The sequence below is a fragment of the Vibrio sp. 9-16B-A1 genome (assembly GCF_056726165.1).
This window is the reverse complement of record NZ_JBSDZD010000001.1, coordinates 396,946-419,428: the sequence shown is the minus strand read 5'-3', so window position 1 is coordinate 419,428 and position 22,483 is coordinate 396,946. Positions and strand designations below refer to the sequence as shown.

20 protein-coding genes and 2 tRNA genes are annotated in these 22,483 nt (G+C 51.7%); 14 read left to right on the top strand and 8 right to left on the bottom strand.

The genetic code is table 11. The features are described from left to right. Nucleotides 1-107 precede the first annotated feature (107 nt). Entirely contained in the window at nt 108-578 is a 471-nt protein-coding gene (locus tag ACVB80_RS01935) for a CreA family protein (RefSeq protein WP_481079568.1), read from the bottom strand. 514 nt (nt 579-1,092) lie between these two features. On the opposite strand from ACVB80_RS01935, the gene ACVB80_RS01930 reads away from it, so the two are divergent. The 5 genes from ACVB80_RS01930 (at nt 1,093) to ACVB80_RS01910 (ending at nt 5,402) form a co-directional block, all read left to right on the top strand. After that, on the top strand, nt 1,093-1,602 hold the full coding sequence (locus ACVB80_RS01930; protein ID WP_481079567.1) for a flavodoxin: 510 nt from the start codon (nt 1,093-1,095) through the stop codon (nt 1,600-1,602). 186 nt (nt 1,603-1,788) lie between these two features. Continuing rightward, nucleotides 1,789-2,466 carry an HAD-IA family hydrolase gene (locus tag ACVB80_RS01925; RefSeq protein WP_481079566.1) on the top strand — a complete coding sequence of 226 codons (678 nt, stop codon included), beginning with the start codon at nt 1,789-1,791 and terminating at the stop codon, nt 2,464-2,466. 152 nt (nt 2,467-2,618) lie between these two features. Further along, nucleotides 2,619-3,086 carry a TadE/TadG family type IV pilus assembly protein gene (locus ACVB80_RS01920; protein ID WP_481079565.1) on the top strand — a complete coding sequence of 156 codons (468 nt, stop codon included), beginning with the start codon at nt 2,619-2,621 and terminating at the stop codon, nt 3,084-3,086. Beyond that, nucleotides 3,079-3,657 (top strand): tight adherence pilus pseudopilin TadF, encoded by a 579-nt coding sequence (gene tadF, locus ACVB80_RS01915; RefSeq protein WP_481079564.1) that lies wholly within the window; start codon nt 3,079-3,081, stop codon nt 3,655-3,657. The genes ACVB80_RS01920 and tadF overlap by 8 nt, the downstream gene beginning before the upstream one ends. Nucleotides 3,658-3,662: 5 nt before the next feature. Further along, a complete protein-coding gene (locus ACVB80_RS01910) occupies nt 3,663-5,402 on the top strand; it encodes a TadE/TadG family type IV pilus assembly protein (RefSeq protein WP_481079563.1) in 1,740 nt (579 codons plus the stop codon). A gap of 61 nt (nt 5,403-5,463) precedes the next feature. On the opposite strand, the gene ACVB80_RS01905 is transcribed toward ACVB80_RS01910, so the two are convergent. Both ACVB80_RS01905 and ACVB80_RS01900 read right to left on the bottom strand, forming a co-directional pair. Continuing rightward, nucleotides 5,464-5,673 (bottom strand): hypothetical protein, encoded by a 210-nt coding sequence (locus tag ACVB80_RS01905; RefSeq protein ID WP_481079562.1) that lies wholly within the window; start codon nt 5,671-5,673, stop codon nt 5,464-5,466. A gap of 324 nt (nt 5,674-5,997) precedes the next feature. Beyond that, nucleotides 5,998-7,206 (bottom strand): aromatic amino acid transporter, encoded by a 1,209-nt coding sequence (locus tag ACVB80_RS01900; RefSeq protein WP_481079561.1) that lies wholly within the window; start codon nt 7,204-7,206, stop codon nt 5,998-6,000. A 422-nt stretch (nt 7,207-7,628) separates the two neighbouring features. On the opposite strand from ACVB80_RS01900, the gene ACVB80_RS01895 reads away from it, so the two are divergent. Together ACVB80_RS01895 and ACVB80_RS01890 are read left to right on the top strand one after the other, a co-directional pair. Then, nucleotides 7,629-8,225 carry an acyl carrier protein phosphodiesterase gene (locus tag ACVB80_RS01895; RefSeq protein ID WP_481079560.1) on the top strand — a complete coding sequence of 199 codons (597 nt, stop codon included), beginning with the start codon at nt 7,629-7,631 and terminating at the stop codon, nt 8,223-8,225. A 46-nt stretch (nt 8,226-8,271) separates the two neighbouring features. Beyond that, entirely contained in the window at nt 8,272-9,528 is a 1,257-nt protein-coding gene (locus tag ACVB80_RS01890; protein ID WP_481079559.1) for a DEAD/DEAH box helicase, read from the top strand. 30 nt (nt 9,529-9,558) lie between these two features. On the opposite strand, the gene ACVB80_RS01885 is transcribed toward ACVB80_RS01890, so the two are convergent. Both ACVB80_RS01885 and ACVB80_RS01880 read right to left on the bottom strand, forming a co-directional pair. Next, the gene (locus ACVB80_RS01885) at nt 9,559-9,855 is read right to left on the bottom strand and encodes a c-type cytochrome (RefSeq protein WP_481079558.1); all 297 of its coding nucleotides are present in this window, start codon (nt 9,853-9,855) and stop codon (nt 9,559-9,561) included. A gap of 76 nt (nt 9,856-9,931) precedes the next feature. Further along, on the bottom strand, nt 9,932-10,450 hold the full coding sequence (locus tag ACVB80_RS01880; RefSeq protein WP_481079557.1) for an NUDIX hydrolase: 519 nt from the start codon (nt 10,448-10,450) through the stop codon (nt 9,932-9,934). 296 nt (nt 10,451-10,746) lie between these two features. Between ACVB80_RS01880 and ACVB80_RS01875 the strand changes: the two genes are divergently transcribed. The 6 genes from ACVB80_RS01875 (at nt 10,747) to ACVB80_RS01850 (ending at nt 16,380) form a co-directional block, all read left to right on the top strand. Then, on the top strand, nt 10,747-12,408 hold the full coding sequence (locus ACVB80_RS01875; RefSeq protein ID WP_481079556.1) for an ATPase RavA domain-containing protein: 1,662 nt from the start codon (nt 10,747-10,749) through the stop codon (nt 12,406-12,408). 8 nt (nt 12,409-12,416) lie between these two features. Further along, a complete protein-coding gene (gene viaA / locus ACVB80_RS01870; protein ID WP_481079555.1) occupies nt 12,417-13,865 on the top strand; it encodes an ATPase RavA stimulator ViaA in 1,449 nt (482 codons plus the stop codon). Between the two features lie 90 nt (nt 13,866-13,955). After that, nucleotides 13,956-14,462 (top strand): GNAT family N-acetyltransferase, encoded by a 507-nt coding sequence (locus ACVB80_RS01865; RefSeq protein WP_481079554.1) that lies wholly within the window; start codon nt 13,956-13,958, stop codon nt 14,460-14,462. A 169-nt stretch (nt 14,463-14,631) separates the two neighbouring features. Beyond that, a complete protein-coding gene (locus ACVB80_RS01860; RefSeq protein WP_481079553.1) occupies nt 14,632-16,077 on the top strand; it encodes a methyl-accepting chemotaxis protein in 1,446 nt (481 codons plus the stop codon). A gap of 131 nt (nt 16,078-16,208) precedes the next feature. After that, nucleotides 16,209-16,282 (top strand) — tRNA-Cys (locus ACVB80_RS01855). 22 nt (nt 16,283-16,304) lie between these two features. Continuing rightward, nucleotides 16,305-16,380 (top strand) — tRNA-Gly (locus tag ACVB80_RS01850). 85 nt (nt 16,381-16,465) lie between these two features. Here ACVB80_RS01850 and ACVB80_RS01845 read toward each other — a convergent pair. From ACVB80_RS01845 to ACVB80_RS01835, 3 genes are all read right to left on the bottom strand, one after another. Beyond that, complete coding sequence (locus ACVB80_RS01845) at nt 16,466-17,866, bottom strand: coniferyl aldehyde dehydrogenase (RefSeq protein ID WP_481079552.1); 1,401 nt, start codon at nt 17,864-17,866, stop codon at nt 16,466-16,468. Nucleotides 17,867-17,980: 114 nt separating this feature from the next. Beyond that, nucleotides 17,981-19,675 carry a glycoside hydrolase family 13 protein gene (locus ACVB80_RS01840; protein WP_481079551.1) on the bottom strand — a complete coding sequence of 565 codons (1,695 nt, stop codon included), beginning with the start codon at nt 19,673-19,675 and terminating at the stop codon, nt 17,981-17,983. Between the two features lie 53 nt (nt 19,676-19,728). Further along, complete coding sequence (locus ACVB80_RS01835) at nt 19,729-20,760, bottom strand: LacI family DNA-binding transcriptional regulator (RefSeq protein WP_481079550.1); 1,032 nt, start codon at nt 20,758-20,760, stop codon at nt 19,729-19,731. A gap of 304 nt (nt 20,761-21,064) precedes the next feature. On the opposite strand from ACVB80_RS01835, the gene ACVB80_RS01830 reads away from it, so the two are divergent. Further along, nucleotides 21,065-22,414 (top strand): ABC transporter substrate-binding protein, encoded by a 1,350-nt coding sequence (locus ACVB80_RS01830; RefSeq protein WP_481079549.1) that lies wholly within the window; start codon nt 21,065-21,067, stop codon nt 22,412-22,414. Nucleotides 22,415-22,483: the final 69 nt, after the last annotated feature.

Here is a 22,483-nt window from a genome sequence, read left to right as displayed (position 1 = left end):
AAAATGGCCGGAAATGGAGCAGATTTCATTGAGTGCTTAAATAACCGCCGCTGAAACGAAAGCAATCGCTCACGCAGCCCGTGGCAGGGGCTGCGTGATCCGGAGATTTACTTGGCTTCAGCGGTTGGTTCAACGTAAGCTTTCGTTCCCCACAGTGGGACTGTCGACAGACTGTGCTTAAAGCTGCCGGACGTTTCTTTGGTGGAGTAGGATACGTACATCAGGGTTTGGGTCTGAGCATCGTAGATACGGCGGATTTTCATTGACTTGAAGAAGATGCTCTTGGACTTCTTAAATACCACTTCACCGGACTTGGACTTATCGACTGATGCGATCATCCCGGCGGTAATATCACCGGTCTGGCGGCAGGAAATGGAGCTGTCGCTTGGATCAGCAAGGCTCAGATCCGCTTCGATGCTGGCGATATGACAGGTTACGCCCGGCACCAGAGGGTCGGTCAGGGTGTTCAGTTTAATGTCTTTGGTGGTAAATACCCCAAGAGACACGTCGCCAACTTCATTTCTGTCACATCCGCTCAGGGCACCTGCCAGCATGGCCGCAATCACTATCTTTTTCATATTTTGTTCGTCCTTTGTGGTACTTGCTGTCAATGATAGAGCAGAAACCCATTGAATCCAAAGCTCAAATTCTGTTCTGTCTCAGGTATAAGAAGGGAAACAGGCTCTGACTGAAGCAAATGCTCTCAGGAGGTAAATGCAGCAGATTAAGATTTGTTGTTGAGTTTATGAAATCTGGCCCGGCAAGTGGGCCGTAATTATCTCAGTAATTCTTAAAGGTTTCATATAGTCTCAATTCGGGCCCCAGCGTTCGCATCAGTGTCACAATCATGGTTGTTTCTGCGTAGCAAAGTTTCTAAAAGGCAGATCAGGCCTTCTATACTTGCTGTTGAGCCGGGACGAAACCCTGTTGGTGTGGAATCCTGATTTTATACTGCTGCCCAGGAGTAGTTATGCTGTCTAAAGTATTGTTGTGTGTGGTGTTAGCGACTATCATTGTCGGTTGTAGTTCCACGCCCCGCCCGATCTGCAATTCCCGCGGTTGTGATATCTGGGGCTGAATAAGTGATGATTTATGACTGACGATAAGACAGCCAGCCTGATTTCCCGGAAGCAGGCCTGGTTATACAGCCAGGTAGATGTAGAGTTTCCTACCAAAGAGAGCCTGAGTGGCCGCAAGTTGTATCAGGCCCGGGCCGACGAACTGAGTTACACCCAAAGCGAGCTCGCTGAGCTTCCTCCTTTCTCTCCTGATGAATCAGAACTGTATCTGGTTGATTTTCATCGTTTGACCATCATGTTTTCTCTGATGATGTCGAGACACTGGCAACAGGAGTCCGATCAGTCCCTGATTGTCGAATTCCTGACTCAGATTATTCTGGATCCGCAATACCCTATCTATATCCGCTTCTTCAATGGCGAGCCTCAGGCGTGTGCCCTGTGCTTGGTTGAAGGTGATAGCCTGCTGATCAGCGATATATTCGCTGAAGATGCGGCTGTCAGAGAGGCCTTTATCAGCCAGGTGGCCGCAGAGGTGAGTACCCGGCATCCGGGGCTGACGTTGCTGGTAACAGAAGACACCTGATGAGGTTGTGACCGAACAGTGACCGGTTAACGTGCTGATAAAAAAGGCAGTAAACGTCACTTTTCGTGATCTCATCTCCGCTTTACTATCAAAAAACGGTGACGGTTAGCAGATTTCACTACTCGGACTTTGCAAATGGGAACAGGTGAACAACACTGAAATTCCCGGAAGGACGCGAGGTGAGATATGTTGCAGAAAACCCGATGTGTCATTTTTGACTGTGAAGGGACGCTGGTGGACAGTGAAACCCTCTGCTGTCGTGCGCTGGTTGACGTTTTTTCCGGTTACGGCTGCGAAGTTGCCCTGGCTGATGCGCTGCGTCATTTTCAGGGAGGCAAGCCTGCCGACATTCTTACCGAAGCCTGCCAGCGATATGGCCTTAATATCTCTGTTGATGAACTCGAACCCCGCTATCGCGACCGTAAGCAGCAACTCTATGATGCAGAGCTCAGAGCGATGCCCGGGGTGGTGTCACTGCTTGGCGATCTGCGTGAAGCCGGTATTGCTCTGTGCATTGCCGGTAACAGCGAAAAAGACCGTATTGAACACGCGCTTGCCCTGACGGGGCTGTCTGACTATTTCCCCAATGCTGTATTCAGCGCATTTGAAGCCAACAGCTGGAAGCCTGAACCGGATCTGTTGCTCTATACCGCGATGAACATGGGTTTCATGCCTTCCGAGTGTGTCTATGTGGACGATACCCTGAAGGGAGTTAAAGCCGGCATTGCCGCCGGGATCCGTACCTACTATTTCCGCCCGAACCTTGCTGATGTATCTATATCTCATCCGCAGGTCTCTACCATCATGCAAATAGGACAGCTGGCGCCTGAAGTGCTTTTACCGCGTGGCGAAAGAATAGCTTAGTCATCATACGCTTTGTACTCATGTTTGCTGAATAGTTCATCGCCAACACATCTGATCTCCGGTCAATTTGACGTTTTTGACGGCTTTTATTTCTTGATTAATATAAGTTTTATGTCGTAATATCTCGTCATTTTTCAACCCCGGGATATGACATGGCGCACAAAATGCGACAAAAAGGCGTAGCGACGATTGAGTTTGCGCTCAGTTTTATTGCCCTGTGGCTGGTAACTATTCTGCTGATGGATATTGGATTGCAGAACTACAGCGTGGCAGTCGTCAACTTTGCCGCCTCCGAATCTGCAAGGGACGTTAAGGTTCAGAACCTGACCACTGAAGCGCAGTTTGAAGAGAACTTTCGCAAAATCATCAAGCGTAACCATTTTTCCCTGTGGGGGATTCTGATTAATCAGGGGGAGCTCAGGGTTAAGGTGAAGCATTATCACTCTCTGAAAGCGTTCGCCTATGATCTGCCTTCTTCACAGCACCACTCCAAGCGGGCCCCGATTGCCCAGTATCAGGTTTCCTATACCTATAAGCCACTGCTTACTTTCAGCCTGATGCCGGTCAATGAGATCAGGCGTAGCGTACTTGTGGTTCAGGAGGCCGCCAAACATGATTAAGTTTTCTCAGTATCGCGGAGTTATCGCGATAGAAATGGCCTTTATTCTCGGCGCGCTGGCGCTGGGGGTAGTTTTCGCCTCGGAGCTGTCGCGTCAGACCTCACTTCAGGCAGAGCTGGATAACGTGAGTTATGCCGCAGTCAATATGCTCAGTGAGCAGGAGTTGCTTTTTAAAGAAGAGATGCAGGCATCCGAGCATGACGGTGGCTCGAATCTGCGCCAGGCATTGCTTATTGATCAGGTGGTCAGAAAGCAGCTGGCGTTTCAGTGGCCAAATTTCGATGAGCAGCGTTACGCGCTCAGAGTTGAAGCGGTGACACTGAAAAATGACCCTGATGTTCGCAAGCTGCACCGTGCATTTACCAGTGTGCTGGGTAACCGGGATGTCGCGGGTAAGAAAGAGAGCCTGTCTGACCTGGTTCGTCTGTCTCCTTACACCTCGAAAAAGCGTTATAAGCCAATGTACCGGGTGTCTGTGTACTACCGGCCACACAATGTATTTCCGCGTTTCTTTGATGAAGCTACCCAGCCAACGGCGCTGGTTTCTTCCAGTATCAGTGTCAGCAGGTAATTGAAATGAAAAAACAGCAGGGCGTTGCAGCGATCTGGTTTGTACTGATCTTCGCTGCGCTTGCCAGTATTACTGCGCTGGGCATTGAAGGCTCGCGTTACCTGACTTACAAGGCGCGTCTGGGTGACGCGCTGGAAACCTCATCGCTTATCCTGGCTGCCGATCGGGCGGAACGGGAGCTGAAACTGAATGGCGAACCAAAAAAGGAGCGTATCGAACGCTCTCATGAGCTGGTTAAGCAAACCATTCAGGCTTATCTGCATGATACTGAATCATTCCCTGAGGTCAAAGCCAGTGTGATTCGGTTACCAGAGCGTGGTTTTGCCTACCGGGTAGCCGCGACAACCCGCTACAACAGCTGGATGTCGTACGCCTCCACGCCTTCATTTGGCCCGACTCAGGATATCGCTAACTTTGCCGCAGCAGCCAAGCAGCCTTCCGGTTCTGCGGGTGGGGACAATGGTGACGTTGTGCTGGTGGTGGATCACTCGATGTCGATGAACCAGAACACCTGTTCGTGGCCTGAGACAGCTATGAAGCCTCGTCTTCAAAGCGCCAAGGTAGCAGTGACACATCAGATGATTCGTATGTTTATCGAGAAGATCCGAAAGCCTGATACTCAGGACGAAAGCAAACAGGGCCGTCTGGCACTGGTGCCATTTGAGAACGGTACCCGCAGTCAAATGCGAAGTGGTACTCCTGGGCAGGTTATGTGTGAGAATCACCTTGAATTCAGATCTGGTGGCGGCGCCGGTTATGGTGAGTTTAACTGGAAACAGGAGCTGAGAAACAGCTGGCAGTCTCCGGCTCAAATAGCCAAAGGCGGCTCGCTGATGCAGCCTTATGTTTCACAGGCGCTGTTTACACAAGGTAATAAAAGCACCGATGGCCGGGAAGTCTTTGACTGGTTGCCTTTTAATGCAGAGGAAGTCGATGTGAATGCGACTATCCAAAGCGTGTTGAGCGGAAAAAAACGTAATGACAATGCGGATCTTCCTGTTGATGGTAACAACCTGGTAACGCAGCCATATAACAGAATTTGCCGCGGTAATATGCAGACGGTAGGCTTTGATCATCAGTTCAATAAAGCGCCACTGAAACGGAATGGCCATGTTTACGACCCTTATACTCACCTGGTTCGTCGTTTTAACTCAGGCAGTGCCTGGCAGCCAGCGATGGATGGCAGACCAGATCAATACCTTGGCAGCTGGACTTCATCTTTTCAGGGTATTCTGGGCGGTATAAGGGAGCTTCAGGCGCATAATGGGGATAAACCACTATTATTCGTGGTAGTGGTTGGTGGCCCGGATACGCCGAACAGCAATAGTAATCCGAAGCGCTTGGCCAAGGATTATGAAAAAGTTCCGTTTAGTCAGGACATGCTGACCAAAACGCTGATCTCAGGTCAAAATGGTCTGTTTGCCAAGGTGCGTGAGCGCCATCCGCACGTCAGATTTGCTCTGATTAAGTTGCAGCCAGATGATCCTAAGCAGTATTTAGAGCTTAACTACGAAAGTGAGTTTGATATAGTTGAAGACCTTCATTACCAGAAAGCATCAGGAAACACGGCTATTGGTAAATGTACTAACTTCAATACCACTACCAACGACTATGACTTTGACCAGGCAGAGCTGAAAGGCTGGTCAGATAAAATAGCCCAGCTGTTGCAGGAAGCGGGTCAGGCGTATGGCTGCAGTGCCAATGGTGAAGTGGGCGGGCTGATTGACCGTCACAAAAAGCTATAGCAGTCGCAGAACATAAAAACAAAGAAGGCCCGTAATGGGCCTTTTCTTATTTTAGTTATGGTCAGTGTACCGTATCTTCTTCTGAAGCAGGGCTGTCATCGAGAGAAACCTTCGGCTGCGAAGCATTACGGGTCAGGAACCCGCATTTTTCGCAGATAAAGATCTTACCTGTCTCAGAAATCATATAGTCCTGACTGCCACATTTTGGGCAATGTTTCATGGGCTGCATAGCGAAATAATGGGTTGATGAAGCAGTGACTTTGTAAGGCATAACACCTCTCTTTATAAAATGGTTTGCCACCGAATAATTGTGTGATAATCACCTTTTGACTATAACAACCGTTCAAAAATAATACCAACCAATTTGCGCTTTCCCTTGCGAACTACAGCGCACCTCAAATTTTTTTGCATAAATGATTTGTGCTGTCTATTTATCTGAGCTTTTAAATAAACTAACAGCACGCTATGCGGAATGTTTTCTGAGGGCAGATATTAAAGCGCGCAGATAAAGTATCTGCGCGCAATGAGTCTGGTTACACCAGTTTGATCTGAATCCCTGCTCAGTGATTTAATCAGGGACTTATTCAGAGTGGCATTATAGTGCCGGAAGCAGCCCCAGGCTTATGGCCATCTGGGTGAGAATAATAATGGCGCCCGCGCTGGCTGCCGCAATCAGGCTGATACGGCCACCAATTACCTGGTAGCAACCGGTGTAGCTCATCTGCTGACGCGCTTTTGTAGCCATGGCAACCGGCAGGAAGACGGCCAGGATCACCAGGGCAATAGCCGCATAACCCAGTGCAGTAATGAAGCCCTGAGGGTAGAACAGTGCAAAGCCGAGCGGTGGAGTGAAAGTCAGCACAGCGGTTGCTACGCGGCTCTGCACGCCTTTTCGCTTGCTCATCGAGTCACCCAGAAACTCAAACAGGCCCAGGCTTACACCCAGAAATGAGGTCAGCAGTGCCAGGTCAGCAAACACTGAGACCGCTGGCGACAGTGAGGTTTGATGCACAGTTGAAGCCAGGGTCTGGATCAGAGCTGTCAGCGTTGACTGGGAAGCGAGTTCAGACTGACTGACCACACCCAGCGCTGACACCTGCCACAACAGGTATACGACCAGCGGCAGTGATGAACCGATCACCAGTGCTTTTTTAAGTCCTTTGATATCCAGTTCCATGTAACGTACTACCGCAGGGATACTGCCGTGGAAACCAAATGACGTAAAAATCACCGGCAGGGCAGAGATAACAAGACCCTGTTCCAGCGGCATTGCGACCAGGTTAGACATCCGGATGCTTGGTGAGAGGAAAAACAGCACGGCTACCATCACCAGCAGCTTGGCAGTGAACAGCAGTCGGTTCACTTTATCTACCGAAGCGGTGCCAAAGGTTACTACTGCAGCGATGACAACAGTAAACAGGATGGTCGAAAACTCTGGTGCAACGTCCAGCCCGGCCCAGTTGGTCAGTTTTTCATGGAACTGGCCACCACCACCTGCGATGTAGGCTGCACACAGTGCGTAGAACAGAAACAGCATTGAAACGGTGGCAATTACCTGGCCCTTCTTACCCAGAAACTGACCCGCGAGGCTGTGAAGCGTCGCTTTGTGGTCGGCATGCTGGTGAAGTTCCAGCATCAGCAGGGCGGTAAATGCCATCAGGCTCCAGATGAGCAGCATCAGCATCGTGGACGTGGTGAAGCCCAGCCCGGCAGACGCCAGTGGCAGAGCCAGCATACCGGCACCAATTGTGGTTCCGGCGATGATTAGTGTGCTGCCCAGCAGCCTGGAGTTTTTCTTGTACATCTTATTTTACACTTATAATTCTGGAGTTGTGTTTACACTAAGTATTTCTTGCTGAACGTGGCATGTTTACCAGTGATGCAGGCTAATTTGTCAGAAAATGAAGGAAGAAACAACCCCAAATGTATGCCAATCTGTACTTTTGGTGTAAATATTGGTTTACAGTCGTGTGGGTGACGATAGTGTGATCTGTGTCATATATGCAGTGTAATTCATGTAAAACATAGTGTTACCCGTACGCTAAATGTCGTATAACGAAAGCTGACCAATTTGCTCAGGGAGAAAATTAATGAGTGAACAGTGCGTAAATGAGCAGGGACTGGAATTGCTCGATGCTATGGAAATCGGCCTGAGTCTCGCCGATTATGAAGAAAAGCCCCAACAGGAAGAGGAGTAACGCTCCTCTTTTTTAACCGGAGGTCACAATGAACTTTCTGGCCCATCTGCATATTGCCGATGCCTGCGACAGCGACCTGTCAGGCAACCTGCTCGGCGATTTTGTAAAGGGTGACCCCGGTGTTCAGTTTCCGCCGGATATTGCCAATGGTATCCGGCTCCACCGCTTTATTGACAGCTATACCGACAGTCATCCGCTGGCACGGAAGGCAAAGCTGTGCTTTCCTTCCGATCACCGGCGTTTTGCTGCCATAGCGCTGGATATGTTCTGGGATCACTGTCTGGCCCGTGACTGGTCTCAGTACCATTCCCTTTCGCTGGAGCAGTTTTGCCACCATTGCCGCAGAGAGACGAAACCGGCTGACGTGGTGCTGCCAGCCCGCTTTATTGCCGTTACGGATGCAATGTGGCGCGGAGGCTGGCTTCAGTCATACGCTGAGTTTGATAACATCGCGTATGCGCTGAGCCGAATGGCTACCCGCAGTCCACGCATGGCGCCCCTGGCGAATACCAGCCATTTTCTGAAGCAGGAATACGCCAGACTGAGTGACTGCTTTACCCGTTTGTATCCGGACGTGCTGGAGCAGGGCAGGATAAAAGCGGCGGGCATGGTGCAAAGCCTTTGATGCTGATACAATCGCGCGCTCATTTTTATGCACGCGGAACTTCAGCATGTCTTTTGAAAGCCTGGGTATTCACCCTCAGATCTGTAGCCACCTGACCACTCTGGGGCTGGTTGAGCCAACTCCGGTCCAGAAACTGGCCATTGAACCGGTACTGAAGGGGAAAGATGTGCTGGCAGGGGCGCAGACAGGTACCGGCAAAACAGCGGCGTTTGGTCTGCCAATGATCCAGAAGTTCATCAGCCAGCCGGTTTCGCGTGATGAAGAGAGCCGTGATATTCGTGCGCTGGTACTGGTACCGACCCGTGAACTGGCGCAACAGGTGTTTGATGCCCTGACCAGTTATGCCAACGATCAGCTGAAGATCGTTACGGCTTACGGCGGAACCAGCATTAACGTTCAGACCCGCAATCTGAAAGGGGGCGCAGATATTCTGATCGCCACCCCGGGGCGTCTGATTGACCACATGTACACTGGTACCCTGACTCTGGCAAAAACCGAAGTGCTGGTACTCGATGAAGCGGACCGCATGCTGGATATGGGCTTTATGCCTTCCATCAGCCGTATCCTCAAACGTATGAGCGATGAGCGTCAGACTCTTTTCTTCTCGGCGACTTTTGCCGGTAAAGTGAAAAGCATTGCCTACCGAATGTTAAAAGATCCGGTGGAAGTGCAGGTAACGCCGGATAACTCCACCGCGGAGCTGGTGAAGCAGATGGTTTATCCGGTCGATAAACACCGTAAAGCGGAGCTGCTGGCGTTTCTTATCGGCTCACGTAACTGGCAGCAGGTACTGGTGTTCACCAAAACCCGCGAAGGCAGTGAGTCACTGGCAAAAGAGCTGAAAAAAGATGGCATCAAAGCGGCGGCGATTAACGGAGATAAAAGCCAGGGCGCACGTCAGAAAGCACTGGATGATTTTAAATCCGGCAAGGTGCGCGCACTTATCGCGACCGATGTGGCCGCACGCGGGCTGGATATTCAGCAGCTGGAGCAGGTGGTTAACTTCGATATGCCGTTTAAGGCGGAAGACTATGTTCACCGTATCGGACGTACCGGCCGCGCGGGTCATCCGGGCCATGCGATTTCGCTGATGAGTGAAGATGAGCATTACCTGCTTGAAGCGATTGAGCGGCTGCTGGACACCCGTCTTCCTCAGGAGTGGCTGGCCGGTTACGAGCCGGGTATGTCCCCGGCTCCGGCAAGAGAGGAAGAGCGCGCTCCGCGTCGCCGCTCCCGTTCCTCAGAAAAGCGTAAAATGAAAGCCAAGCTTAAGATCCACGCCGGGCGGGGTAAGAAACGTTAATCGCTTGAGCCTTACTTATTGGAATGCGGTTTACTGGTTTGTATAGAAAGCCGCAATATCCCTTAAATCCTCATCATTCAGGTGCTGTAGCTGAGCTTTCATCAGCTCGGCCATCGCTCCCTCTCTCAGGCCCTGCTGGTAGGCCTTCATTGAATTGAACAGATAAGTTTCATTTTGCCCGTTCAGGCTGGGATAGCCATCCTGGCTTACACCCTGCTGAGTGTGGCAGAACTGACAACTTGGGGATTTGAGTTTGCCGGCTTCGGGGTCAGCGGCAAACGCATTCAGGGAATATAACGCACAAAGCATTACGAAAAAGCGGGTCATGATGTTCATTTCCGTTAATGGGAATGGCTATGAGCATAAAGCTTCCCGCAGGGGGAAGCTCAAGCGATTTTACTGCTCAGGAGAGGTGTCCGCAGAGTTTAGCCTTATACAGGCAGGCGATGGTCTTGGCATCGGTCAGACTGCCACCGGCAATCATTTGCTCCAGTTCATCCATGGTGATGGTCCGGTTCAGGATCACTTCGTCTTCATCACACTCCAGACGCCCGGTTTTGCAGAGCCCTTTGGCGACATACAGGTACTGGATTTCATCGCAAAAGCCTGCCAGCGGTGTTACCTGTCCCAGAGAGATAAATTCTGTTGCGCTGTATCCGGTTTCTTCTTCCAGCTCACGGCGGGCACATTCCAGCGGGTCTTCCCCGGGCTCACGGGTTCCTGCGGGCAACTCAAGCAGCCACTTTTTTAATGAAGGACGAAACTGATTAATCAGCAGGATCTCGCCATTGTCAAAGACCGGCAGAATGACAGCGGCGCCAGGGTGGACGATATTAGTGTGCAGGACGTTCTTTCCGCCAGGCAGTTCGACGTCCTCTTCACAGAGTGAAATGTTTTTCCATTGGTGGATAGTGCGGTTCATGGAAGCCCGTTTGAGTATTGTTTTTAGCGATACTGCCTGTGAACCCGGGGGATTGTAAAGCAACATCTCCGTTTTATAAGGCATCAGGCGCAATTTGAGCAAAGTCACCCTATGAGCGTTCCACCAGGTGAAATTGTGACGGGGTTGCTATTCTGGTAAACATAGTTTGCTGAACTTATTGTAATTTTGCGATCTGATATAACGACTTCCCCCTGACCTCAATCGGTGGGGAAGCATGCTAATAATAAAATATGATTACCCGGACCAGGGCTGGCCCGGGATTTGAGGGACCCTGAATGCCAAACACCACTCCGCGCTCCCACGCACAAAAGGCCTTGCTCTCTGAGCGAATTAATAAGCTGGTGACCGCCCTGTCCGACGGGGTGTATGAGCGTGAGCACACCATTAAACTCTGCCTGTTGGCGGCTCTTTCAGGCGAGAGCGTCTTTCTGCTTGGCCCGCCAGGTATCGCCAAGAGCCTTATCGCCAAGCGTCTTATCCAGGCTTTTGATGACAGCAGTTATTTCGAATACCTGATGACCCGTTTTTCCACCCCCGAAGAAGTGTTTGGCCCACTCAGTATCCAGGAGCTGAAAGACAACGGAAAGTACGTTCGTCTGACTCAGGGCTACCTGCCGACTGCTCAGGTGGTATTCCTCGATGAGATCTGGAAAGCAGGTCCTGCGATCTTAAATACCCTTCTGACGGTGGTGAACGAAAAAACCTTTAAAAACGGCAACGAAGTTGAAAAAGTGCCGATGCGCCTTCTGATCACCGCCTCTAACGAACTGCCCGATGAAGACAGCGGCCTGGAAGCCCTGTATGACCGGATGCTGGTTCGGGTGTTTGTCAACCGCATTCAGAACAAACAAAACTTCCGCTCCATGCTGACAGTGGGCACAGAGCAGGAAGCACAGATCCCCGAAGGGCTGGCAATTACTGACAGCGAATACCGTCAGTGGCAGCAGGAGCTTGACCAGCTGCAGCTTACGGATGACTGTTTCGAAAAGCTTTATACCCTGAAAACCCTGATAGAGAAACGAACCGAAGAACGGGGCGAGGAGTTTAATCACTCTGAGTTGTATATCTCTGACCGTCGCTGGAAAAAAGCGGTCAAGCTGCTAAAAGCCAGTGCCTATTTCTGTGGCCGGGACGCGATTAACCCGCTGGATCTGCTGCTGCTGCGCGACTGTCTGTGGCACAGTCCGGAATCACGTCTTATCGTCAATGAAGTCATGCAGGACTTTGCATTGCACCACGCCTTTGATCAGTCCCATATTAATCGTCAGCTGGAGACCTGTCAGGAAGAGCTGGCCAATATCCAGGCCAGTATCGAGTCTGAGTTTGCCATGCCACTGACCATGGAAGCTCCGGGTAAACTGTTGAGGAAAGAATCCTACAGTTGTGACCTGAGCCAGGGCAAAAAATATCAGGTCGGCGCTACCCGCGATTTGTACAAACTGGTTCTGCTGCAGGCTAATATGTCGGTGTCTGAGTCGGAAAAAGGCGACAGCCGCTGGGTGTATGTCAGCGCCGCTGAGCTGGAGAAAGCCGTCAAAGAGGGCGGCGGTGACGCTTATGGCTATGTAAACCAGAATACCAGCATGTGCCGGATGCATTTTGATATCGACGCTCATGAGCGCCTGGTGATCAAAGACATTGCCAACCGTTCGGTGCTGGTAGCGCTGGTAACGGGCAAAGGCCTTGATGAGGAGCTCTATCAGGAGTGGTGTGAGCGGGCGAAAGTGGCTCAGGCTGAGCTGACTCAGGCAGAACATCATCTGCGTAAGGTGAAATCCGATTTTCACGGCGCACTGCCACACAGCTTTGTTGAACCGGAGATCCCAACCCAGATGGAATCGACTATTCAACTGCTGTCAAAACAGCTGGAAAAAGTGACCGCAGAGAGTGAAAAAGCGGCACGCCGGATTGAGAACCTTAACCAGTTCTTTGAGTAGGAGGCGGGATGCTTGGAGCTGACGGACTAAACCTTGCCCTGATGATCGCCGACTCCGGTCTGGTGGACGCGGCGGTGAACGACCTGCTTGGCCGCTCGCAGGTGATGATGATGGCGGAAAGCAACCGGGGGATGAAAACCTCGATCAAAAATCATCTGCTCAAATGGCGCGGTAAGGTGAAGCACAGGATGACCAAAGTGTGCGAAACCGAGCGTTTTCAGCACGAGCTTGGCCTGTATCAGGAAGTGATTTACTGGGATGAAGAGCAGTTCTTTGAGCGCATCCATGACGTGGTCAAACAGCTTGAATGGCACTCCTCTTTCTATATGCCTGCCCGCCGTCTGCTGGAGAAAAACAAAGGCATCGATAATCCGATGTTTGCTCATTACTTCTGTGACCAGTGGTACCAGAACCTGAGTGATGCGATTCGCCAGGCGCAGGTAACTGAGCTGGAGGCAGATAAAGAACGTCTGTTCGCAGACCTGTATCAGCGCATCGAAACCATGAAGAACATGGACACGGTAACTGAAAGCGGTGATGAGGCTGGTGTGGGGCGGCTGTGGGATATGGCTTCCGCCAAACTCTCGAAGTCGGATATGTCAGTGATTAAGCGTCACGCTGAGTTTTTGAAAAAGAACACTCAGCTTCAGGAGATCGCCCGCCAGCTTGGCCGTATGGCGAGTGAGGTGGACGACCCGAGTCTCAACCGCAGTCCTGCAGAAGAACTGAAGATGGTTGAAGAGAAGAGCGATGAGGCGACCGATGATATCGTCGGCATCCATGAGAGTGACGATCTGAGTAAGCTGCTGCCCAACGAAACCATGTTTCTGGCGTACCCGGAACTTGAAGTGGTGTTTTACAAGCATCTGGTCGATAAGCGGCTGATGAACTACAAAACCCAGGGTAAGCGCCGGACTCTGCGCAAAGTCAAAGCCCAGGCTCCGGAGAACAAACAGGTCGATAAAGAGAAAGGGCCGTTTATTGTCTGTGTGGATGCCTCAGGCTCTATGGCGGGTTTTCCGGAGCAGTGCGCTAAGGGCATGGCGTATGCCCTGATGCAAATCGCATTGGCTGAAGAGCGTGATTGCTTTGTTATCATCTTCTCCACCGAGCAGATCACCTATGAGCTGACCCGTCAGGACGGTTTGCGTGAAGCCAGCGATTTTCTTTCCTACCGTTTTCACGGCGGGACCGAAATCGAGCCGGTGATAGAGCAGGCGATTGAACTGATGCAGGGTGACCGTTACCGCAACGGCGATCTGGTGGTCATTTCTGACTTCATCGCGCCCAAACAGCCGGAGCATATTCTGGAAAAAGTAGAACAGCTGAAATCCACGGCTAACCGCTTTCATGCTATCTGCCTGTCAAAATACGGTAACCCCCAGCTGATGTCGATGTTTGACCACACCTGGACCTACACACCAAACGTCATGAACCGCCTCCTGAAGCGCTGGTAGAAAAAGCATCAGAATTTCGGTAACTTAGCTGTATTGTGCCAATCTGAATAACAGCTTGTTCAGGTTGGTTTTCGCTGTACAGGAGGTACCATGTCCGATATTCATGTCCGTCACGCTGAGCCGCACGATGCTGCGGCCGTCAGCGCCATCTACGCAGGTGAGAATGCCTGTGGCCAAACCCTGCAAACCCCATACCCGCCAGCCAAACGTTGGCAGCAGCGACTCGAAAACGTGCCGGAGCACGTTACCGCTCTGGTCGCTGAACTCAATGGTAAAGTGGTGGGCAATCTCGGTATGGAACAAATGACCCGCCCGCGCCGTAAACACGTGGCGACTCTGGGCATGGGTGTGCTGGACTCCTGTCAGGGTAAAGGTGTGGGCAGTGCACTGCTTGGTGCCGCGCTGGAACTTGCGGATAACTGGTTTAACGTGCGCCGGATCGAGCTGACGGTTTACAAAGATAATCAGTCGGCGATTGCTCTGTATAAGAAGTTTGGCTTTGAAGTGGAAGGCGAGGCAAAAGACTTTGCTTTTCGCGGCGGCCGTTACGTGGATGTGCTCTATATGAGCCGGATCCGCAATACGCCATACGATTAATGTTTAACAGATACGTTTAAGTTAAGAGCGGCGTCGCGGAACGCTGCTTTTTTTTAGCTGGCAAAAATCTAATGAGATTCTGCTCACTTATATTTGATGGAATGTTTATTACAATTGCAAATTAGTGTGACTGTTGTCGCATTGTGTTTGCAGATTACAAGGAACAACCATGAGAGAAGTAGACTTCCGCACCATAGACAGGCTGTTTGTGAAAACCAATATCACAGACAAGTTCTGGGCCATGTTCATTATCATCGCCCTGTCTTTAGGCGGAGCCGCAGGGTATCGCTATCACCAGAGTCTGGCTCAGGCCGAGCAGGCGGCTATTTCCGCTGCCAGGGCAGAGCTGACGATGCTGACCGGTATTGCTCAAACACTTTCACCGGATCAGGCGGGTCAGTTGCTTTCAGGCAAGCAGGTGATATTAAGTCAGGTTAATTCAGGTGACGTTGTCACAGGTGGTCGTGTGCAGGTTTCTGTTCCTTACAAGGGTCAGTACGCACAGCTCACTCAATCCACTTCTTTTGATGAAGTCCGTTCTCAGGCCACCAGAACTCTGATTTTCTCTCTTTTACCGCTGGCGCTGATTGGACTGGTTTTCTATTGGGTAGCCACTTACCTGCTCGGCGCACTGTGGGTGATGCATCAGGCAACCCGCCGTATTGCAGATGGCGACCTGACTTCCCGTCTTGGCTTCCACGTTGGTCGTGATGAGTTTGGTATGATCGGTTTCGAGCTCGACCGCAGTATGGATACCATCAGTCACCTGGTGGATACGGTGAAAAACAGCTCAGCGACCCTGACCAGCACGGCCGACAGTTTTGAGCAGAATGCCCGTGAGTCTGAGTCGAATGTGAACGCTCAGCATGCTTCTGTAGATTCAGTCGCGACGGCGGTAGAGCAAATGTCTGCTGCTGCCAGTGAGATAGCCGGTCATGGTGCTCAGGCTGCAGAACACGCAGACAAAGACGCAGAAAAAGTCGCGCAGAGCCACCAGCGAGTGATGCAGGCAATTAAAGCTATGCAGAGTCTTTCTGAGCAGTCTCAGATGGCATCTGAGTCAATTGCCAGCCTGAATGAGAAGGCTGTGGAAATCGATGACGTGCTCAGCACCATTACTGCGATTTCTGAACAGACCAACCTGCTGGCGCTGAACGCAGCGATCGAAGCGGCGCGTGCCGGTGAGCAGGGAAGGGGTTTTGCTGTGGTGGCTGATGAGGTTCGCACCCTGGCGGGCCGGACCCAGCAGGCCACGGTGGAAATTCGTTCTACGATTGATCAGCTGCAAAATGACACCCGCACCATCGCTGACATGACCAGTGATACCCTGTCGCAAACCCAGTCAGGCCAGGACATGATCGAGAAAATCGGCGAGGATATGGGTTCTATCGCTGAGTCTTCCAAGCAGGTGATGGACATGAGCGTGCAGATCGCTGCTGCGGCAGAGCAGCAAAATGTTACCGTTCAGTCGATTTCTGCCGACCTGTCAGAGATCCGCGGTCAGTCAGCTCAGCTGCTGAGTACCACTCAGGCATCGGTTACCGGTATCCAGGAGCTGGTGTGTGCGTCACAGGAGCTGGGTACCACGCTGGCGAAATACCGCACAGCGGATTAGTGTTTTGAGCTAATAATCAGCAAATTGCTTTAATAGTATGCACTTGGAGAGCTTTTTCGATTTTTAGTGTTGACTCATTTCGGGGATAGGGTAAAGTACGCCTCGTTCCCGCGATGAGGGAAACAAATAAAGGCGTGTTGGCAGAGTGGCTATGCAGCGGATTGCAAATCCGTGGACCTCGGTTCGACTCCGGGACGCGCCTCCATTTTCTTTGTTGAAAATGAAAAGCGACACTAGCTCAGTTGGTAGAGCGCAACCTTGCCAAGGTTGAGGTCACGAGTTCGAACCTCGTGTGTCGCTCCAGATTAAAAAAGCCCGGTATTTTGTACCGGGCTTTTTGCTGTTTGTCGTATGGAAAAATGCCGCTCAGAAATGCGGCGATGAGAAGTCAGCGGATGAACAGCTTGTCCAGCAGCCGGGCGGACAGATCCCGGTATCTCAGCAGAAAGCGGCTTCTCGGCAGCCATGAGCCCGTATGCAGAACGGTTTTGGCGTGAGAGAAAGTGTCAAAACCTTCTTTGCCGTGATAACACCCGATACCTGAATGCCCAATCCCTCCAAACGGAGCGCCCTCGGCCGCAACCTGTAACAGGGTATCGTTGACGGCCACTCCGCCGCTGTGGGTCTGTTTGACCACTGTCTTAACCAGAGTCTTGTTGTCACTCATGATATACAGCGCCAGTGGGTGATGGCGCGCCCGGATAAAGTCAATGGCCTGATCAAGTGTTTGATAGCCCACCAGTGGCAGCAGGCTGCCGAACACTTCATGTTGCATTACAGTCATGTCGTCATTGACGTTGCTGATGAGTGTCGGGGGAAGGAAGTGCCCGCCAAAAGGCTGGGCAGCGTTGATGTGGTGCAGTCTGCCGCCTTTTTGTCTCGCGTCCTCCAGATGATCCTGAAGCCGCTGATACTGCTGCTGATTGATGATACAGCTCAGACGGTTGTTTTGTTTATTACGCGCATAGTAATGGTCAAAGCGTTTCTGATAACTGTCGATAAACTCCTGAATCCGGCCTGGCGGCAGCAGAATATAATCGGGGGCGACACAGATCTGACCGCTGTTGACGGACTTGCCCAGCAGTATGGCATCAATGGCCCGGCGCATGTCGATCCTGTCGTCAATGATCACCGGAGATTTACCGCCCAGCTCCAGGGTCACCGGCACCAGATTTTGCGCGGCTGCCAAAGCTACCTGTTTGCCGACACTGGTCGACCCGGTAAAAAACAGGTGATCAAATGTCAGTGAGGAAAATGCTTTTGCGACTTCCACTTCACCTTCGACCAACACCACCTGATCAGAAACCGGCTTAAGGACCTCGCGAACAACCTTGTTAGTGGCAGGTGTAAATTCGCTCATTTTGAGCATAACGCGGTTGCCGGCCGCAAGCGCGGTTATGGTTGGATTCAGGCTCAGGTTTACCGGGAAGTTCCACGGCGTGATGATGCCGACGACCCCCAGAGGCTGAGGGAAGACTTCAACCCGGGATGGAAACAGCATCAGGCCGGCGCTGCGGCGCTGCGGTTTGGTCCAGCCACGGATGTGCTTCAGGGTGTAGTTGGCGTGATTAACGGTGGCGAGAATATCGGCCAGAAGGGTATCAAACTCACTCCGGTATCCATAATCTTCACTGAGTGCGTCAATCAGCGCGTGCTTGTTTGTGATCAGGCTCTGCTTAATCGCCTGGATGCGGTTGATTCGGTCATTAACTTCCGGGTATGGAGTCGTAAGACAGTCGGTTTTTAGTTGTTCGAAATCCTGATGTAACCGGGTAATGGGATCGTCCATATTTTCCGCCGCAGATAAGCAATGAATAACGCTATGTTGTGATAATTAAACGACTATTGCAACTCTGTGCAAGGTGGCCTGAGTGAACCGGCCACCTTCCCACAAGACAGGGCATCAGGCCAGTTCAATCACCAGCGCCTGCCAGGGCTGGAGTTCCAGTCTGGCCAGTGAGTGGTTCTGTGCCGGATAGTTATCCAGCATTACTTTTCTGATATTCCCGTTATAGTCACGCTGCTGAGTTTCGCCACTGAAGTTGGTGACCACCAGAAGGTTTTTGCCGTTCCCTGAGCGTTGATATGCGTAAACTTTATCGTCCTGCGGATCGAGCAGGGTATGTTCACCATAGACGATAGTCGCGCCATACTCTTCACTTTTACGCAATTCAACTAACCGGCGATAGTGGTGGAAGACCGATTCAGGGTCGGCCAGCGCCTGTTCTGCGTTGATAGTCACATAGTTCTCATTGACCGGAAGCCATGGTGTGCCAGAGGTAAAGCCTGCATTGGCACTGCTGTCCCATTGAACCGGTACCCGGGCGTGGTCGCGTGAGAAAGCGTTGAGGAAATCGAGCGCATCCTGCGATGAGACGCCGCGCTCAGTCAGCTTCTTATAGTGGAAATGGGCCATCAGATCGTTGAACTCTTCAATCGAGCTGAAGTGGCGGTTGGTCATGCCCAGTTCTTCGCCCTGGTAGATATAGGGTGTACCACTCATCAGATGGAGCACTGTTCCGAGCATTTTGGCGCTGATCACCCGATATTGCTCGCTGTCGTCACCGTAGCGGGAAACCGGGCGGGGCTGGTCGTGGTTGCTCCAGTAGACACTGTTCCAGCCTTTGTTGTGCAGGGCTTCCTGCCAGCGGGTCATAATGGCTTTGTACTCCACCAGATCAAATGGTTTGCGCACCGCATTGTGTTCTTCCCGGTCGATGCTGACGTGGTCAAACTGGAAGATCATCGACAACTCGTTGCGTGCGGGGTTGGAGTACAGTTGCCCGTCCTGAGTGGTAGTGAAAGGTGTTTCGCCAACCGTCAGCACATCATAGTGACGCAGCACTTCATGGTGCATTTCGCGCAGGTACTGATGACACAGGCTGTTGTTGGCCCAGTGCTCCCAGCCTGCAACCCCCTGATCAAATATGGTCGCGTTCGGGTAGTCTTCCGGCTTGCCAATCATGTTGATCACGTCCATACGGAAGCCTCCGAGACCCTTTTTAAGCCAGAAGTGCATCATGTCATACACAGCGTGGCGCACTTCAGGGTTGGCCCAGTTAAGATCCGGCTGCTTGTTACTGAACAGGTGCAGATAGTACTGGCCGGTGGCCGGGTCCAGTTTCCAGGCTTTAGGGGTAAAGAAGGATTCCCAGTTATTAGGTTCGCTGCCATCGGCTTTGGGGTCTTTCCAGATATACCAGTCCCGTTTGGGATTATCACGGCTGCTCTTTGACTCGGTAAACCACGGGTGTTCATCCGATGTGTGGTTGACCACGAGATCCATCACGATTTTGATCCCGCGTTTATCCGCTTCGGCGATCAGGGTGTCCATGTCTTCCATGGTGCCGAATTCCGGGGCAATCTGATAGTAATCTGAGATGTCGTAACCGTTGTCATCCATCGGGGACTGATATACCGGGCTCAGCCAGATCACGCTGGCTCCGAGGGCCTGAATGTGGTCCAGGCGGGCGGTGATACCGGGAATGTCACCAATGCCATCGCCATTGGAGTCATTAAAACTGCGGGGATAAATCTGGTAGACCACGGCATCGTGCCACCATTTCGGGGTCAGGTTAAACGCATTTTCCTTACTCATTGCTGGAACTCCTGATTTGCGCTGATTTTATACCTGTGAGCACCAGGCATGGATCAGCAACTGGAACGAACTTTTAACTCGGTATTGAGAATAACGGACTCATAAGGAACCAGGCCGAGCGCCATTTTGGCAGCGAGGCGGCCTTTTTCTGCAATAGGCTGGCGGACGGTGGTGATCCCGGCGGCTTTGGCGTCCGGAATATCATCAAAGCCGACAATTTTCAGCTGCTGCGGAACGGCTATTCCGAGCTGGGCGGCTACCGAGCTGGCTGCCAGTGCCAGCCGGTCACTCATGCACAGCAGTACATCCGGGCGGTCAGGGGCGGTAAGTGCGCCGCGCAGGAAGGTGTTCATGGATGAAGGCTCAAGGTCGTGGATCTGCCATACGTCTTTGCGGCTCATTTTTATTCCCGTTTCATCCAGCGCCTGCATAAAGCCATCGTAGCGACAGCGGGAGATGGACTCATCACGGTCATAGAGCTGATCGAGCCTGGCAAGAGAGAGGGAAGTGGAAGACTCAAGCCTCAGCCCGAGGATCAGTGCTTTATTGGCCCCTCCGGCCAGCGCGTGTTTGGCGATTTCATAGCAGGCCTGATGATTGTCCACATTGATTGAGGCCATCCCTTCAGCGTGAAAGTCCACCGCAACCACAGGTTTACCCTGGGCTCTCAGACGCTCAACAATGCCGCTGTCCATCGGCTTGCCGTAAATAATGAAACTGTCGGGAATCGAATCGACCTGGGTGTTTTGATAGTTCTCAGCATCGGACGGAAGCAGCAGCATATTAACGTGCACTTCATCCAGGGCTTCAGAGACACCGCGCATAAATTCGGTGGCAACCGGGTCGGTAAAGTTATAGGCGAGGAAGTCCGCCAGCAGTACACCGATAATTCCGGTTTTTCCTGTACGCAGGGCCCGGGCGGTGACACTGGGACCGGTATAGCCGATGGCTTTGCATTCGTTGAGGATCCGTTCCCGCAGCGACAGGGAAAGCTGGTCCGGGCGGTTAAAGGCGTTGGAGACCGTCGCGGTAGAGACCCCGAGCGATTTGGCGATAGATTTTAAGGTTGGTTTTTTCTGGTCCATCACACACCCGTCTGAAATTCTTCTGAAAGCCGTATCAGAATTAATACCCGTCTTAATGAGTATCCCTGATGAATTCTAGAACGATTAAGATAAAAGCAGAAACCCGTTCGGTAAACAGATGATAACAATTTGAGCGCCATCACTACAGTGAGTGAAATTTGTACAGAAATATGATCGCAGGCACATTCTGTGTTTGTTTTTTGGGCGAAATAACCAATCGTTACTAATGTACTTATCAGGACTTAACCGATTAAGTCTGGTTAAAGCATAACCATAAAGTACCCTACTAAAACGGAGTTTAACCATGAAGACTTCCATTCTGGCCACTGCTGTTTCCCTCGCCGTTGCTTCCGGCAGCGTCCTTGCTGCGGATCTGAAATATGAGCCGGGTAAAGATCCCCGTTTCAACTGGCAAAGCTATGAAGCACTGAAGAAAATGGATCTGAAGGGTGATGTGATCACCATCAGCGGTCCCTGGCTTGGTCCGGACAAAGAGTTGGTAGAAAGCGTAATCGCATACTTTGAAGCCGCGACCGGCGCGGATGTGAAGTACGCGGGTTCGGATTCATTCGAGCAGCAGATCGCGATTGATGTTCAGGCAGGCAGTGCCCCGAACATCGCTATTTTCCCTCAGCCTGGCCTGGCTGCCGATCTGGCCTCAAAAGGTTTCCTGACTCCGCTCAGCGGTGACTGGGACAGCTGGATTAAACAGAACTACGCGGCTGGCTCTTCATGGGTAGATCTGGGTACTTTCCCTGACAAGATGGGTAAAGATCATCTGTACGGATTTTTCTACAAAGTCGACCTGAAATCCCTCGTTTGGTATGTACCGGAAAACTTCGAGGATGCCGGATACGAAGTCCCTCAGACTATGGAAGAGCTGAAAGCGCTCACCGAACAGATCGCCAAAGATGGCGATACCCCATGGTGTATTGGTCTTGGCAGTGGTGGTGCGACCGGCTGGCCAGCGACAGACTGGGTGGAAGACTTTATGCTGCGTACCCAAAGCCCGTCTGATTACGATAAGTGGACGACCAATGAGCTGAAGTTCAACGATCCTAAGGTGGTGGGTGCCATTGAAGAGTTTGGCTGGTTCCTGAATGACAAGTACGTGGACGGTGGCTCGCGCGCGGTAGCGGCGACGGATTTCCGTGACAGCCCGAAAGGTCTGTTCAGCTCTCCGGCTAAATGTTACCTGCACCGTCAGGCTTCGTTTATTCCTAGCTTCTTCCCTGAAGGTACTGAGCTGGGCCTGGATGCCGACTTCTTCTACTTCCCGGCCTATGAGTCCAAAGACCTGGGTAAACCGGTTCTTGGCGCAGGTACTATGTGGAGCATCACCAAAGATTCGAAAGGGGCACAGGCGTTTATGCAGTTCCTGCGCTCGCCGGTCGCCCATGAGATCTGGATGGCACAGTCTGGCTTCCTGACTCCGTTTAAAGGCGCCAATGTTGAGGCGTATGGCAATGAAACCCTTAAGAAACAGGGTAAGATCCTGCTTGATGCCACCACCTTCCGCTTTGATGGTTCAGACCTGATGCCGGGTAAAATCGGTGCCGGTGCGTTCTGGACAGGTATGGTGGATTACAGTGGTGGCAAACCTGCCAAACAGGTTGCGGATGACATCCAGAAAACCTGGGATGCCCTGAAGTAACCGTCCTGCCTCCTGCTGCCTCTGGTGGCAGGAGGATGTGCTCAGCCTGTGTATCGCGGGCTGAGCCTG